11 protein-coding genes are annotated in these 15,577 nt (G+C 71.1%); 4 read left to right on the top strand and 7 right to left on the bottom strand.

The annotated features are described in order from the left end of the window. Nucleotides 1-661: 661 nt before the first annotated feature. The 5 genes from ABZX40_RS06255 to ABZX40_RS06275 all read right to left on the bottom strand — a co-directional run bounded on the left by ABZX40_RS06255 (nt 662) and on the right by ABZX40_RS06275 (nt 5,559). Nucleotides 662-2,980: an FtsX-like permease family protein gene (locus ABZX40_RS06255; protein ID WP_355737414.1), complete on the bottom strand. Its 2,319-nt coding sequence runs from the start codon at nt 2,978-2,980 to the stop codon at nt 662-664. After that, complete coding sequence (locus tag ABZX40_RS06260; RefSeq protein ID WP_355737838.1) at nt 2,977-3,675, bottom strand: ABC transporter ATP-binding protein; 699 nt, start codon at nt 3,673-3,675, stop codon at nt 2,977-2,979. The genes ABZX40_RS06255 and ABZX40_RS06260 overlap by 4 nt, the downstream gene beginning before the upstream one ends. A gap of 26 nt (nt 3,676-3,701) precedes the next feature. Continuing rightward, nucleotides 3,702-4,226 (bottom strand): PadR family transcriptional regulator, encoded by a 525-nt coding sequence (locus tag ABZX40_RS06265; RefSeq protein ID WP_355737412.1) that lies wholly within the window; start codon nt 4,224-4,226, stop codon nt 3,702-3,704. A 122-nt stretch (nt 4,227-4,348) separates the two neighbouring features. Further along, nucleotides 4,349-4,627 carry a hypothetical protein gene (locus tag ABZX40_RS06270; protein WP_355737409.1) on the bottom strand — a complete coding sequence of 93 codons (279 nt, stop codon included), beginning with the start codon at nt 4,625-4,627 and terminating at the stop codon, nt 4,349-4,351. Further along, the gene (locus ABZX40_RS06275) at nt 4,624-5,559 is read right to left on the bottom strand and encodes an SPFH domain-containing protein (RefSeq protein WP_355737406.1); all 936 of its coding nucleotides are present in this window, start codon (nt 5,557-5,559) and stop codon (nt 4,624-4,626) included. The genes ABZX40_RS06270 and ABZX40_RS06275 overlap by 4 nt, the downstream gene beginning before the upstream one ends. 266 nt (nt 5,560-5,825) lie before the next feature. On the opposite strand from ABZX40_RS06275, the gene ABZX40_RS06280 reads away from it, so the two are divergent. From ABZX40_RS06280 to ABZX40_RS06295, 4 genes are all read left to right on the top strand, one after another. Beyond that, a complete protein-coding gene (locus ABZX40_RS06280; RefSeq protein ID WP_355737403.1) occupies nt 5,826-8,132 on the top strand; it encodes a transglycosylase domain-containing protein in 2,307 nt (768 codons plus the stop codon). A gap of 216 nt (nt 8,133-8,348) precedes the next feature. Then, nucleotides 8,349-10,574 carry a glycoside hydrolase domain-containing protein gene (locus ABZX40_RS06285; protein ID WP_355737401.1) on the top strand — a complete coding sequence of 742 codons (2,226 nt, stop codon included), beginning with the start codon at nt 8,349-8,351 and terminating at the stop codon, nt 10,572-10,574. A gap of 14 nt (nt 10,575-10,588) precedes the next feature. After that, nucleotides 10,589-11,026: a hypothetical protein gene (locus tag ABZX40_RS06290; protein ID WP_355737398.1), complete on the top strand. Its 438-nt coding sequence runs from the start codon at nt 10,589-10,591 to the stop codon at nt 11,024-11,026. Next, nucleotides 11,016-11,675, top strand: coding sequence for a twin-arginine translocation signal domain-containing protein (locus tag ABZX40_RS06295; RefSeq protein ID WP_355737395.1), 660 nt, complete (start codon nt 11,016-11,018; stop codon nt 11,673-11,675). Before ABZX40_RS06290 ends, ABZX40_RS06295 begins: the two co-directional genes overlap by 11 nt. Nucleotides 11,676-11,743: 68 nt before the next feature. Here the strand turns inward: ABZX40_RS06295 and ABZX40_RS06300 are convergent, their stop codons facing one another. Both ABZX40_RS06300 and ABZX40_RS06305 read right to left on the bottom strand, forming a co-directional pair. After that, a complete protein-coding gene (locus ABZX40_RS06300) occupies nt 11,744-13,207 on the bottom strand; it encodes a catalase (RefSeq protein ID WP_355737393.1) in 1,464 nt (487 codons plus the stop codon). 105 nt (nt 13,208-13,312) lie between these two features. Further along, nucleotides 13,313-15,403, bottom strand: a complete 2,091-nt coding sequence (locus ABZX40_RS06305; protein WP_355737390.1) for a SpoIIE family protein phosphatase — start codon at nt 15,401-15,403, stop codon at nt 13,313-13,315. Nucleotides 15,404-15,577 lie beyond the last annotated feature (174 nt).

Raw genomic sequence — 15,577 nt, forward strand, 5'->3', positions numbered from 1 at the left:
CGTTCGTGCCCTGAATGACCTGGCCGAGCCGCCGGCACCCCTGTGCCTCCGAGGAACCCGGCCGGGTTCCCGGCGCCTGCGCGCCTCCAAGGAACCTGGCCGAGCCCCCGGCACCGTCGCGCCCCTGAAGACCCGGCCAAGCCCCCGGCACCGTCGCGCCCCTGAGAGACCTGGCCGGGGGACCGGGTGTTGTCCCGCCCAGGCCCCCGGCGCTTCGCTGCCCCGAAGAACCCGGCCAAGCCCCCGGCATCCCCGTGCCTCCGAAGAACCCGGCTGGCCCCCGGCGCCTTCGTGCCCTGCAAACCCGGCCAAGCCTCCGGCACCCTCGCGCCTCGGAAGACCCGGCCGGGTTCCTGGCACCCCCGCGCCTCCGAAGAACCCGGCCGGGCCCCCGGCGCTTTCGTGCCCGGAAAGACCCGGCCAGGTCCCTGGCACCCCCGCGCCCCCGAAGAACCCGGCCGGGCCCCGGCGCCTTCGTGCCCTGCAAACCCGGCCAAGCCCCCAGCACCCTCGCGCCCCGGAAGAAACCCGGCCGGGGGACCGGGCGTTGTCCCCGCCCAGGCCCCCGACACCCCCCCGCGGACGCCCCCGACACCCCCCCCGCGGACGCCCCCGGCACCACCCCCCCCCGCGGACGCCCCCGGCACCATCCCCCCCCCGCCTACTCCGTCCGCAAGCCGTCCGGGCGCATCAGGCGGAGTAGTGGGGGCAGGCTCAGGGCCGTTACCGCCAGGACCACGCCCGCGCCGATGCCGGTCATGGTCAGGACGCTGGGCCAGTCGACGCCGATGGGGGCGTCCGACATCCGGAGCAGGATCGCGCCCAGGGTCAGGCCCACCGCGTTGGCCAGGATCAGCCCGAGGACGATCGGGATCGCCGTCTGCCACAGCACCGACAGGGTGAGTGTGCCGCGCCGGGTGCCGAAGGCGACCAGCACCGACAGCAGCTTCCTGCGCTCGCGGAGCTGCTCCAGCTGGGAGATCAGCAGACTCGCCCCGATCAGGATCAGCACCGCCGTGGCGCCGACGAACAGGCCCGTGCGGATGGCCTCGAAGCGTTTGGCGCGCTCTTCGGCGACCCACATCATCGCGCTGGCCAGCGGATCGACCTCGGCGACGGCGTTGCGGGCCAGATCGAAGGCGTCCGGCACGGTCCGGTCGAAGGTCAGATACACCTGCCCGGTCAGCTCCGGACGCAGCTGAGCGGGCAGCGCCTTCGGGGTCACGAACAGACCGCCCCACTCGGTGCCGGTCAGCACGCTGCTGGCCTCGGCCGGCTTGATGGCGGGCAGGGTCCAGGGGACCTCGTCGCCCGGCTGGTCGTCGTAGGACGGATCGAAGTACAGCGTGCGGCCCTGCTTGGCCAGGGCGCCGGTGTCCGGGTCGTAGTCGGCGTCCGTGACGGCGAAGACGTCCCCGTCCGTGCAGGACGGCAGCTTCGCGGCCTTGCGCAGCACCGCGCAGTCGGCGACGGTCACCGAAGTGCCCCGCTCCGGGTTCTTGCCCCGCTCCGCCGCGTAGCCCTCCGCGTACCCCTGGACCGTGCGGACGCCCTCCGTGGCGCCGAGGAGTTCGACGGCCCGCTCGGGGCCGGTGCCGCTCGACAGGCCGACCTGCATCTCCACACTGCGCACATCGCGCCCGGTGTCCCTGGTGAAGTCGCCCTCGACGCCGGTGAACAGCATCTGGAGCGCGATGGCACCGGCCACCGCCACCGCGATCCCGTTGACCGTCCGGGCCGCCGTACCGCTGCTGAGCTGGAGGCGGCGGACGGCGAGCTGCCAGGCCACCGGGCCACCGCCGAGGCGGCCGACGAACCGTTCCACCAGCCAGGGCAGCAGCGCGGTCACCCCGACCAGCAGCAGCACCACACCCCCGGTGACCAGGTACTGGTTGAACTCGCCCTCGCCCCTGCCCTGGCCCAGCATCGGGTACAGCATCGCCAGTCCGGCCAGCGGCAGCAGCAGCCGCCACCACAGCCGGCGCCGCCGCTGCTTGGCCGCGCGGACCACACCGAGGGGCTCGATCACCACCCCGCGCAGCGCGAACAGGGTCACCGCGACGGCCGCGGCCGGCACCAGCAGGGCGACCAGCACCGCGAGCAGCGGCGTCGGGTTCAGATAGCTGGGGAAGACACTGAAGTCGAAGAGCGCGGCGGAGCCCGCGAGATGGCGGCCGATCAGGAAGAAGCCGGTGCCGAAGAGCAGTCCGACCACGGACCCGGCGAGCGCCTCACCGGCCGCCACCCGGCGGGTCATATGACTGTCCGAGCCCACCAGCCGCAGCGCCGCCAGCCGCCGGTCGCGGCCGTCGCTGCCGAACCGCTCGGCCGCGGCGACGAACACCGCCACCGGCATCAGCAGCACCACGAACACCACCAGGATCAGCAGCAGCAGCACCGGGTCCCAGGGGTCGGTGGCCGTGTCCCGCCCGAAGGCGTCGATCCGGCGGGACTCGTCGCCCAGATGCCGTTCCAGGCCCTCGGCGCCCTGGTAGAAGACGAGTTCGTGCGAGCCGATCAGACCGGGCTCGGCGATGGTGCCGGCGATCGGGTCGGGCAGCCGCTCGCGCAGCAGCGCCCCCTCGGGCGACTCCAGCAACTCCTTCAGCGCGGGCGAGACCACCATCGTGCCCGGCGCCGGGAACTCGGCCACCCCGGGCGGCGGGGTCGCCTTCGCGCCCTCCGGCTGCACCTGGCGGCCCCGGATGTCGTTCTCGCGGAAGGTGGTGTCCTTGTCGGCGACCAGCACGGTCGCGTCCGTCTTCGGCAGGGGCACGACATCGAAGGTGTAGTCCTGGCGGGCCTCCTCGCGGATGTGCCGTTCGTTCAGCGCGTTCGGGATGGCGGTGGTGAGCAGCAGCAGGGCGACCCCGAGACCGACGCCCAGCGCGGTGAGCCCCGCCCGGATCAGCCCGCCGCGGCCGGAGAAGGCGAACCGGGCGCCCATGGCGAGATCGCGCGCCCACTGACGAGCGTTCATACCGCGCGCTCCATGTCCCGCGAACGCCCGTCCCGGACGACGACCTCACGGTCGGAGTAGGCCGCCACCCGGGCCTCGTGGGTGACCAGGACGACCGCCGCGTTGGTGGCGCGGGCGGCCTCGGTGAGCAGGTCCATCACCCGCTCGCCGTTGAGCGAGTCGAGCGCGCCGGTCGGCTCGTCGGCGAACAGCACCCGGGGCCCGGTCACCAGCGACCGCGCCACCGCGACCCGCTGGCCCTGGCCGCCGGAGACCTCGCCGGGCCGCTTGGCCCGCAGATCGTCGACCTCCAGCCGCTCCATCCAGGCGAGGGCGGTGCGCTCGGCGGCCTTGCGGGAGGTGCCGTTCAGTCGCAGCGGCAGCGCCACGTTCTCCACACAGGTCAGCTCCGGCACCAGCTGGCCGAACTGGAAGACGAACCCGAACTCGGTGCGCCGCAGGGCGCTGCGCTGGGCGTCGTTCATCGCGGTCATCTCACGGCCGTTGTAGGTGATCGACCCGGAGTCGGGGGTGACGATCCCGGCGAGGCAGTGCAGCAGGGTCGACTTGCCGGACCCGGAGGGGCCCATCACGGCGACGACCTCGCCGGGGTGGATGGAGAACCCGGCGCCGTCCAGGGCGTTGGTGGGGCCGTATGCCTTGCGCAGTTCGTGCGCGGCGAGCAGTGAGCCGGGGGGCATGGCGGAACGGGTCATGGCGGAAGGGGTCGTGGCGGAAGAGGTCATGGTGCCACCGCCTCCTTGAGTCGGTCGAGACGGGCGGCGGTCAGTTCCAGCCAGCGCAGATCGGCTTCGAGATGGAACAGGGCGTGGTCACAGATCAGCTGGTCGGCCAGATCGCCCCTGCGCTTGCGATCGGTGAGGATCCGCATCATCCGCAGATGCTCCGAGCGCTGGGTGTCGAGGATGCCGGCGGCGTCACGCCGGGTCAGCAGCGCCAGCACGACCTTGGTGTAGAGCGTCGACTGGAGGTACGGCTCCGGCTTCTCCGGGGTCGCGAGCCACTCCTGGACGTCGGTGATCCCGGCGTCGGTGATCGCGTACCGCTTGCGCTCGGGGCCGCCGCCGGGCTCGATGCCGTCGACCTCCACGAGTCCGTGCTTCAGCAGGCGGGACATCGTGGAGTAGACCTGGCCGTAGTGGAGCGGCCGGTCCTGACCGAACTTCTCGTCGAAGGCCCGCTTGAGGTCGTAGCCGTGACGCGGCCCGGACTCCAGGAGACCCAGAAGGGTGTGACCGATGGACATGCGGAGCACTCTACACACGGGGTATACCCACTATGTATACGCGGGGTGTGTAGATCATGGAGGGGAGGGTGAATGTACAGGTCAGGGCCGATTGTCACGGTTCGGCGACGGGGTTGCGGGGCTCAGGGGGGCGGCTGCTCGCTGCCGGAGTCCGAGGTTCCCGGCGGAGGGCCCGGCGGGCGCCCCCGCCGTGGGATCGGCCCCGCGTCGCCCGGCAGCCGGCCCTGCTCCGCCAGTGCCCGGCGGAGCAGGAACTCGATCTGGGCGTTGGCCGACCGCAGCTCGTCGGACGCCCAGCGGGCGAGCGCGTCGTACACCGCCGGATCCAGCCGCAGCAGCACCTGCTTGCGCTGCCGCTGCGGCCGGCGCTCGGGGCCGGCGCCCCCGGACGGGGCGGTCACTGGTAGAGCGTCCCGGTGTTGATGACCGGGTGGACCGAGCGGTCCCCGCAGAGCACCACCATCAGGTTGGACACCATCGCCGCCTTGCGCTCGGCGTCCAGTTCCACGATGTCCTGCTCGGTGATCCGTGCCAGCGCCGCCTCGACCATCCCGACCGCCCCGTCCACGATCTGCCGCCGGGCCGCGACCACCGCGCCGGCCTGCTGCCGCTGGAGCATCGCCGAGGCGATCTCGGGGGCGTAAGCGAGATGGGTGAAGCGGGACTCGATGATCTCCACCCCGGCCGCCTCGACCCGCGCGTACAGCTCGACGGCCAGCTTCTCGGTGATCTCCTCGGCGTTGCCGCGCAGCGAGAGGCCGTCCTCCTCATGGGCGTCGTAGGGGTACTCGATGGCGATGTGGCGGACGGCGGCCTCGGTCTGGGTGGAGACGAACTCGATGTAGTCGTCCACCTCGAAGGTGGCCTGCGCGGTGTCCTCGACCCGCCACACCACGACCGCGGCGAGTTCGATCGGGTTGCCGTAGGCGTCGTTGACCTTCAGGACGGCGGTCTCGTGGTTGCGGACCCGGGTGGAGATCTTCGCCCGGTCGGTGAGCGGGTTCACCCAGCGCAGTCCGTCCTGCCGGATGGTGCCCCGGTAGCGGCCGAAGAGCTGGACCACCCGGGCCTCGCCCGGCGCCACCGTGTTCAGCCCGCACATCGCGATGAAGGCGGCGAGCGAGAGCGCGCAGCCGCCGACGATCAGCGCGGCCTTGCCGCCGCTCGATGTGACGGCGACCGCGGACACCGCGATGCCCACCCCGCCGAACAGCCCGATCAGGCCGAATATCAGCGCCGGACCGCCACCGACACTGTGCGCGGCGAACTCCCGGACCCTGGGCTCGGGCATCTGCGGGGCGTCGGCGACGGCCGCGCTCTCGGATGTGGACATGGTGCCCCCCGTTTCTCTGCCTGGACTCCCCGTGCGGGAGCCGCTAGCTGGCTTCTATCTAACTGATAACAGATTATCCTCACACCGCAACCCCAACCCCCCTCCGGACGTCGGTTTCAGTGGGCCAGGTCAGGACACGTGCGGATTGTCACGTCCGTAATAGGCCGGATCATGCGCACTTCGTCACAGACGACGGTGTTAGCTTCTGAGCCGACCCGAGATGACACGGATGTGACAGACGAGACCGAAGCGGAGCAGACGGACACATGGGGCGAGCGGAAGAGAGACGAGCGCGGCAGCGCGGTGGCCGCCGCCGTGCGGCGAGGGGCGGCCGTCCGTCCGGCGGCCAGGGCCGCACCGGTATACGCCGGTTCCTCACCTGGCGGAAGATCCTCGGTACGTTCCTCGGCTTCTGCCTGCTGGGCATCGGCGCGTTCATCGTGCTCTACCTCGTGATCGACATACCCGAGGGCAACGCGGTCGCCCAGGAGCAGAGCAATGTCTACGAGTACAGCGACGGCTCGGTCCTGACCCGGCAGGGCGAGACCAACCGGGAGATCGTCGATCTGGCCCAGGTCCCCAAGGACGTCCAGCGCACCTTCGTCGCCGCCGAGAACAAGACCTTCTACGAGGACTCGGGCGTCGACCTCAGGGGCACCGCCCGCGGCCTGTACAACACCCTGGCCGGCAACGGCACCCAGGGCGGCTCGACCATCACCCAGCAGTACGTCAAGAACTACTACCTGACGCAGGAACAGACGGTCACCCGCAAGCTCCAGGAGCTGGTGATCTCCCTCAAGGTCGACCGCGAGACCTCCAAGGACGACATCCTCGCCGGGTACATCAACACCAGCTACTACGGCCGCAACGCCTATGGCATCCAGGCCGCCGCCCAGGCGTACTACCGGGTCGACGCCGGTGACCTCGGCGTGGAGCAGGGCGCCTATCTCGCGGCGCTGCTCCAGGCGCCCAGCCAGTACGACTGGGCGGTGGCCTCGCAGACCAGCAAGAAGCTGGTGCAGGGCCGCTGGAACTATGTCCTGGACAACATGGTCGAGGAAGGCTGGCTGGACGCCGGTGACCGGGAGGGCATGGAGTTCCCGGTGCCCGAGGACGTCCAGGGCAACCCCGGGCTCCAGGGCCAGACCGGCTATCTGGTGGACGCGGCCAACGACGAACTCGCCCGGCAGCTCGTCGCCCAGGGCACGGCGGAGAACGAGGACGACGCGGTCGCGATGGTCAAGCGCGGCGGCTGGAACATCACCCTCAACATCGACAAGAAGAAGCAGCAGCAGCTGGAGCAGGCGGCCGAGGACCAGCTGATCGGCAAGCTGGACGCCGAGGAACGCCCGGTCGACGCCGACATCCAGCCCGGCGCGGTCTCCGTCGACCCGAAGACCGGCAAGGTCGTCGCGATGTACGGCGGCGCCGACTACGTCGAGCACTACCGCAACAACGCCACCCGGCGGGACTACCAGGCCGCCTCCACCTTCAAGCCGGTGATCCTGGCGGCGGCCGTGGAGGAGGGCTCCGAGACCCAGGACGGCGACCCGATCACCGCGGACACCGTCTACGGCGGCGACAGCGAGCGCGAGGTGCTGGCCGACGGCGAGGAGGTCGGCTTCAACCCGCCCAACCAGGACGATGTCGACTACGGCGATGTCAGCGTGCAGACCGCCATGAACAGGTCCGTCAACTCGGTGTTCGCGCAGATGGGCGTGGATGTCGGGATGGAGAAGGTGATGGAGGTCGCCGGGCTGCTCGGCATGGACACCGACGGCATGGAGTCGGTGCCCGCGCAGACCCTCGGCTCGATGGGCGCGAGCCCGCTGGAGATGGCCGGGATCTACGCCACCCTCGACAACCACGGCAAGAAGGTCACCCCGGCGATCCTCGCCTCCGCCGCGCACAAGGACACCGTGGTCGATCTGCCCGACCCGATCGGCGGTCAGGTCATCAGCCGGGAGGCCGCCGACACCGTCACCTCGGTGCTCACCGGCGTGGTCGACGACGGCACGGCCCGCACCTCGGTGCGGGACAACCCGGAGCGCGACGGCCAGCAGGTGGCCGGCAAGACCGGTACCTCCGACTTCGGCCGCTCGGCCTGGTTCACCGGCTACACCCCGGACCTGGTGACCTCGGTGGGCCTGTTCGGCGAGGACGCCGAGTCCGGCGAGCAGGTCAACATGGCGGGCGCCACCGGCACCCTGCCCGGCAAGGGCCGCGTCAACGGCGGTGGCCTCCCCGCGCTGATCTGGGCCCAGTACACCTTCGGCGCCACCGGCGAGGTCACCGAGTTCGACCTGGACACCGACCAGGGCGCGGCCGTCCAGCCGTCCTGGACGCCCACCGAGACCCAGGAGCCGGTCACCCAGGAGCCGACCCCGGAACCGACCACCGAGGAACCCACCGAGGAGCCGACGACCCCGGAGCCCACCACCGAGGAGCCGACCGAGGAACCGACGACCGAGGAGCCCACCACCGAGCCCCCGTCGCAGACCCCGACCAGCGGCACCCCGACCGGTCCCAGCACCGAACCACCGGCGAACCCCGACAACCCCGGTCAGGAGTAGCGAACCCGGCCGGTCGCGGAGCAAAGGGCTCTCAAGGGGCGCCCGTTCGCCCGTGATCGCGGTGGCAGGGGAGACTTTCGGCCACTCTGACGACGGCCCTTTCCCCTGCCGAACACCCCGTGCCTATGGTGATCACGTCGTGATCCGGCCCCGCCCACCGGCGGGGCCGTCGCGTGTGCAACTCCCCATGAAACCCCATGAAGGAGCGCCACATCCATGGCCGACGCGATGGTGCGCAGAGCGCAGATGTTCATCAACGTCACCTATGACAACGGTGCCAAACTCGGGATATCCCGGCTCACCGAGAACGGTGAGACCAGTTGGACCGTCATGTACGCCCTCACCAGGGCCCTCCAGTACGAACTGGGCATCGCCGCCCTGTCCGACAGTTTCGGACCCACCACCCTCTCCACCCTCCAGACCAAGCACCCGAGCATCGGCTCCGGGTCACCCGCGAACATCGTCCGGATCGTCCAGTCCGGCCTGTACTGCAAGGGCTACGACGGCGGCGAGATCGACGGGGTCTACGACGCCCGCGTCCAGGCCGCCGTGACGAAGCTCAAGACCGACATGGGCGTCGACTTCGCCTTCCCCGGCACCATGGTCACCCCCAAGGTCTTCAAGGGCCTGCTCAACATGGACCCGTATGTCACGGTCGGCACCGGCACCGAGCAGATCCGGGCCGTGCAGCGCTGGATGAACGGCACCTTCATCCAGCGCCGGGACTTCTTCATCGTCGCCTGCGACGGCCGCCACTCCCGCACCGTCGCCCAGGCGATGCTGTACGCCGTCCAGTACACGATCGGCATGGCCGACGGCACCGCCAACGGCAACTTCGGCCCCGGCACCCAGGCCGGCCTGAAGTCCAACACCCTCTCGGTCGGCTCGTCCGGCACCTGGGTGCAGCTGTTCACCGCCGGGATGCTGCTCAACGCCCGGCCCGTCACCTTCGCCGGCACCTTCACCGAGGCGCACGCCGCCGAGGTCCGCGCCTTCCAGTCGTTCGTGGCCCTCCCGGTGACCGGCCGGGGCGACTACCCCACCTGGGCCTCGCTCCTGGTCTCCTACGGCGACCAGACCCGCAAGGGCGCCGCCTGCGACGGCGTCACCCGGATCACCCCGGACCGGGCCGCCACCCTCAAGGCCGAGGGCATCACCATCGTCGGCCGCTATCTCACCAACGCCATCCCCGGCGGCGGCCAGGTCCCCGAGAAGACCATCCAGCCCGGCGAACTCCAGACCATCGCCGACCAGGGCATGCGCTGCTTCCCCATCTACCAGACCTTCGGCCGGGGCGCCGAGGACTTCAGCTACCCGCTGGGCCGGGCCGCCGGACAGGCCGCCATCAACGCCGCCCTCGACCACGGCTTCAAGACCGGCAGCCGGATCTTCTTCGCGGTCGACTTCGACGCCTACGACTACGAGGTCACTGACAACGTTCTCCCGCACTTCAAGGGCATCGAGGACGCCATCCGCGACGACGGCAACCGCTACACCGTCGGCGTCTACGGCCCCCGCAACGTCTGCACCCGCGTCTCCGACGCCGGGCACGCCTCCGCGTCCTTCGTCTCCGACATGTCCTCCGGCTTCTCCGGGAACTTCGGCTACCCGCTGCCCGCCAACTGGGCCTACGACCAGATCGTCACCAAGACCGTCGGCACCGGCGCGGGCGCCATCAACATCGATGTCAACATCACCTCCGGCCGCGACACCGGCCAGGGCTCCTTCAACCCGCCCCGCACCGTCAAGCCGGACACCCGACTGCACCCGGACGTCCAGAACGCCATGCAGATCGACGTCGGCAAGTACATGGAGTCCCTGGGCTTCCCCCTGGACGGCGGCGTCCGCAGCTACCAGCACTGGAAGTGCTTCGAGCGCACCGTCACCGCCCATGACGACCTGATCACCGAACTCTCCCAGCGCCACTCGATGCGCAAGGCCCTCATCCAGACCACCGCCTACTGGGAGATGCGGCACATCGCCCCCGACGACGAGGCCGCCTGGCTCGCCGTCATCACCGCCTTCAACACCACCGGCCAGTACATCCGCGACACCTCCACCGGCATCGCCAAGCAGCGCGCCATCACCCTGATCGGCGCCCACAACCACGCCCTGGACCGCGGCTACGGCTCCGACCAGCCCCGCCGGGACACCGCGGTGGACGAGGACAAGTACAACGCCTGGAAGCAGGCCTACGACAACGAGCGGTACGCCCTCACCAGCGTCGCCCTCATCCACCGCTGGGACATCGACGGCAAGCCCGGCGGCGACGACGACTCCCCGGCCCTGCGCGCCCCCGGCCTCGACTACACGGACACCGAGATCTACGAGGTCCTGCGCCGCTACCAGGGACCGGGCGAGCCCGCGTTCACCGAGGCCAAGAAGCGGATGGGCCTCTACTACGTCATGGAGAAGTACAACTCCATCTCCCGGAACTACTAGCAGGGGAGCCCCTCATGTCGGGAGACGAGCCCTACGCCGGTCACAACGGCGCGCTGCTGCTGATCCTGCTCCTGGCCACCGGCACGGCCGTCCTGATCCTCGTGGTCCAGGGCGTCCGGCGCCTGCGGGCGTCCTCGCCCCGCACCGGCGCCGCACTGCTGTCCTGGTCCGCCACCGCCGCGCTCTACGTCTGGGGCCTGCTCCATCTGCTCCTCACCGACGACCACGGCCAGGCCCAGGCGTGCAACGACGCGGTCGGCGACCGGCTCACCGGCTACGACCCGGCCTTCCTCCCGCTGCGCTTCGGATGCCGGACCGGCGACGGACAGATCGTCGAGGCCGTCATCCCCTCCTACCTCAATCCGGCCCTGGCCGCGCTGGCCCTCTGCTCGCTGGCCCTGACCGGTATCGCCCTCGCTCATCACAGAAGGACATCGTCCCGTGACCAGTGAACTGTCCCGCCGCGGGGTGCTGCGGCGCACGGCCCTCGTGGCCGCCGGTGTGGCACTCGGCTCCCCGCTCCTGTCGTCCCCCGCCGCCGCGGCCACCGACCCCGACAAGCTCCGCGCGGCCGTCCGCGCCGCCCAGGAACGCAACAGGCGCCAACTGACCGGCACTCCGTCCACCAACGGCTGGGAGATGGAACGCACCGCCGACGACCACGGCCACATCTACACCAGACCCGTCCCCGGCACCCCCGTCCGCGGGGTCCAGGTCCGGATGGGCGACGCCGAGACGATCCTCGTCCACGCCGTCCGCCGCTTCCACTACGAGATCGACGAACTGCGCCCCGACGACCTCACCGGCTGGCGCAGCCCGTCCACGGTCCGCAAGGGCCTGCCCGAGTCCAACCAGGCATCGGGCACGGCCGTCCAGATCCGCCCCGGCCACTACCCCTCCGGCACGAAGGGCGGCTACTTCCCGAACCAGCTCACCACCATCGAGTCGATCCTCACCGACTGCGACGGCGTCCTGGCCTGGGGCGGCCACGACAAACACCCTGACGAGTCCCTCTTCTACCTCGCGGTGGGCCCGGACGACCCCCGCGTCCCGGTGACGGCACAGAAACTCCGCACCTGGAACTGGAACAGTCCCTTGTAGTCACCGGGCGACCCAGATGCCCCAAGGGGCGCGGGACTGTGCCGCGCCCCACCACCGAACATCACCCACTACCCACCGTTGAACTCACCCGCGATCCGATCCCCCAACCCCTTGTCCACATTCCGCCAGTACTGAAGCGCCCGCTCCAGCACCGCCGCCGACACCCCGTTCCGCAGATGCCCGGTGACATTGGACGCGAGCCGCTCCCGAGCCGCCCCGTCCAGCACCTCCCGCACCATCGTCCCGGCCTGCCCGAAATCGTCGTCCTCCCGGTGCAGCGCGTACGCCTCCCGCACCATCTCCCCGGCCGCGTACCACCCGGCGATGTCCCCGAACCGGTCGACATCGGCGGCCGGTCCGCCGTACGAGTTCGGCGCGTACGGCGCCCCCGTGCGGGCCGGCTCGTAGCGCATCGGCCCGTCCTTGGCGTAGGAGCGGACATCGGAGTGGGCGCGGTTCGGCGGGAGCTGGGCGTAGTTGGGCCCGATGCGGTAGCGGTGGGTGTCGGGGTAGGAGAAGAGCCGGCCCAGCAGCATCTTGTCCGGTGACGGCCCGATCCCCGGCACCAGATTCGACGGCTCGAACGCGGCCTGCTCGATATGGACGAAGTAGTCCTCCGGGTTGTGGTTCAGGGTCATCCGGCCGACCTCGATCAGCGGATAGTCGCCGTGCGGCCACACCTTGGTGAGGTCGAACGGGTTGAACCGGTAGTCCGCCGCGTCCTCGAACGGCATGACCTGCACATACATCGTCCAGGACGGATGCTCGCCGCGGTCGATCGCGTCGAACAGATCCCGGCGGTGCACATCGGCGTCCTCCCCGGCGAGCCGGTCGGCGTCGGCCTGGGTGAGGAACTCGATGCCCTGGTCGGTCTTGAGGTGGTACTTGATCCAGAACCGCTCGCCGCCCCCGTTGACCCAGAGATAGGTGTGCGAGGAGTAGCCGTTCATGTTCCGGTAGGTCCGCGGGATGCCCCGGTCGCCCATCAGCCAGGTCACCATGTGCGCGGACTCGGGGGACAGGGTCCAGAAGTCCCACTGCATGTCGTTGTCGCGCAGTCCGCTGTCCGGACGCCGCTTCTGGGAGCGGATGAAGTCCTGGAACTTCTGCGGGTCGCGGACGAAGAACACCGGGGTGTTGTTGCCGACCAGGTCGTAGTTGCCGTGGTCGGTGTAGAACTTCAGCGCGAAGCCGCGGGGGTCGCGCCAGGTGTCGGGGGAGCCCTGCTCACCGGCGACGGTGGAGAAGCGGGCCAGCATCTCGGTGCTGCGGCCGGGCTGGAAGAGATCCGCCTTGGTGAACTGACGGACGTCATTGGTCACCTGGAAGGTGCCGTACGCGCCCGAACCCTTCGCGTGGACCACCCGCTCGGGGACCCGCTCCCGGTTGAACTGGGCCATCTTCTCGATCAGATAATGGTCCTGGAGCAGGATCGGCCCGGTGTCGCCGATGGTGAGCGAGTGCTCGTCGCTCTCCACCGGGATCCCGGCGTTGTTCGTCGTGTACGGCACGCGTGGGGGCGTCTGCGTCATGAGCGTCCTCCTTGAGGTCGTCAGGTCGCCTCGCTCACCCCATCCACTGAACTCCGCCCCACCTACATCGGCAACTTCTGGATACGGTCCAGGACTGGCGATAGCCTAGGTCTGGTTCAGTTCGAACCACACCACCTTGCCGGTGCTGAGCCGGGTCGCGCCCCAGCGCCGGGCCAGCCGGTTCACCAGATACAGTCCGCGCCCGCCCTCGTCGGTGGCCCGCGCCTGCCGCAGCCGGGGCAGCTGCGGGACATCGTCGCCGACCTCGCAGCGCAGCACATCGGTGCGCAGCAGCCGTAGCGTCACCGGCCGCGACGCGTACCGTACGGCGTTGGTCACCACCTCGCTGACCAGCAGTTCCACCGAGTCCGTGAGGTCTTGCAGGCCCCAGCGGTCCAGTGCGCGGCGGGCCAGTTTGCGCGCCTTGCCGGGCGCCGCGTCCTCCGGTTCGAGGAACCAGTACGCCACGTCGTTGGGCGCGATCCCGTCGAAGCGGGCGGCGAGCAGCGCGATGTCGTCGTCCCGGTCGCCCGGCCCGAGCATGTCGAGCACCTCGTCGCACAGGGCTTCCAGGGGCGGCGGATGGTCGGGGCCGGTGAGCTGGGCGGTCGCGGCGAGCCGCTCCCGCAGCTGCTCTATGCCGGTCCAGACATCGCGCAGCCGGGACTCCACCAGACCGTCGGTGTAGAGCAGCAGCGTGCCCCCGGCGGGCGCGTCCAGCTCGACCGCCTCGAAGTCCACCCCGCCGACCCCGATCGGGGCGCCCGCGGGCACCCGCAGCACCTCCGCCCGGCCACCGAGGTGCAGCAGTACGGGCGGCGGGTGCCCGGCGTTCGCGATGGTGATCCGGTGCGACACCGGGTCGTAGACGGCGTAGAGACAGGTCGCCATCCGGTCGGTGCCCAGCCGCTGGGCCTGCTCGTCCAGATGGTGCAGCACCTCCTGCGGCGGCAGATCCAGCCCCGCGAGGGTCTGCGCGGTCGTCCGCAGCTGGCCCATGATCGCCGCCGAGGTCATGGAGTGGCCCATGACATCCCCGACGACCAGGGCGACCCGGCTGCCGGGCAGCGGGATCGCGTCGTACCAGTCGCCGCCGACCCGGGCGGTCTCCGCCGCCGGGAGATAGCGGGAGGCCAGCCGGACGCCGGTGGGGCGGGGCAGGGTCTCCGGGAGCATCGTGCGCTGGAGCTCGTCCGCGATGTACGCCTCACGGCCGTACAGCACCGCCTTGTCGATGCCCAGCGCGCTGTGGGTGGCGAGCTGCGCGGCGACCAGCAGATCGTCCGGCTCGAACGCCAGGCGCTCCGGGCGGCGCAGGAACACCGCCGCCCCGATCACCCGGCGACGGCCCCTGAGCGGCGCCAGAATCGCCCGCTGACCTGCGGGGACGACGAGTTCGGCGTCGTCGCCGAGCAGCTCGGGCAGCGCGGCGCGGGCCGCGGGCGCGTCGGCGAACACCGGCCGTACCCCGCGCAGCACCTCGGCGAGCGCGCCGCCCGGCCGGACCTCGCACAGTTCGGCGGTGACCGCGGACAGCTCGCTGGGCTCCGGCGTCTGGGCGGGCAGGAAACCGCCCTCGGTGTCCCGCTCCTCCGGGATCCGGTCGGTGCGCCGCAGCCGCAGCACCACCGGACCGGTCGGCCGCTCGTCGCCCACCGGCAGCGGATCGCGCAGATAGACCAGGATCGCGTCCGCGAACGTCGGCACGGTCGCCCGGCACAGACCCATCACGATCTCGTCCAGGTCCATACCGCGGGCGATCCGCCGGGTGGCCGCGCCCACGAACCGCAGCCGGTCGCCGTCGCGCCGCATCGGGGTCGGCTTGCCGCCCGGCAGGGAACCGCCCTGACCGCTGCGCCGCTCCGGGGCCGCCGTGCGGCCCGCGTCCGGCTGGACCGGGATGCCGTCCTGTGGCGGGCGCCGCCGGGGATCGCCGTCCTCGGCCGGATGGTCGCCGTCGCCGGGCTTCTCCCGGGCCGGGGGCGCCACCAGCGGTTCGTCGGCGGACGGCTGGGAGTGCTCGGCGTCCGCCCCGCTCTGGGGCACCGCCGGCAGGCCCGGCGCGCTCTCCGCGGCCGGCACCGGACGCGCGGGATCGCCGGGCGGTGGTGTCGGGGTGTGCAGAAGCGCCCCGCGGGGGTCCACGGGGTCGACGCCCGGCTGAGGGCGTTCATAGGAGGTGGGGTTCTCCGTCACGCGTGTCGCATCCGTCCGTCGGGGGCCGTGCGCCGCGCTCGCCGGGGGCATGCGCGCCGCGCGTGTTCGTCCCGCAGAAGTCCCGATACCCGGAATACGTGTCCCAGGAACGGAAAATCCGGGTGGTCAGCGGCTGTTCCTGTGCTGGTGGCCGACCGCTCGCGGCCCGCACGC

It is taken from the genome of Streptomyces sp. NPDC004610, from assembly GCF_040609715.1.
GTDB lineage: Bacteria > Actinomycetota > Actinomycetes > Streptomycetales > Streptomycetaceae > Streptomyces.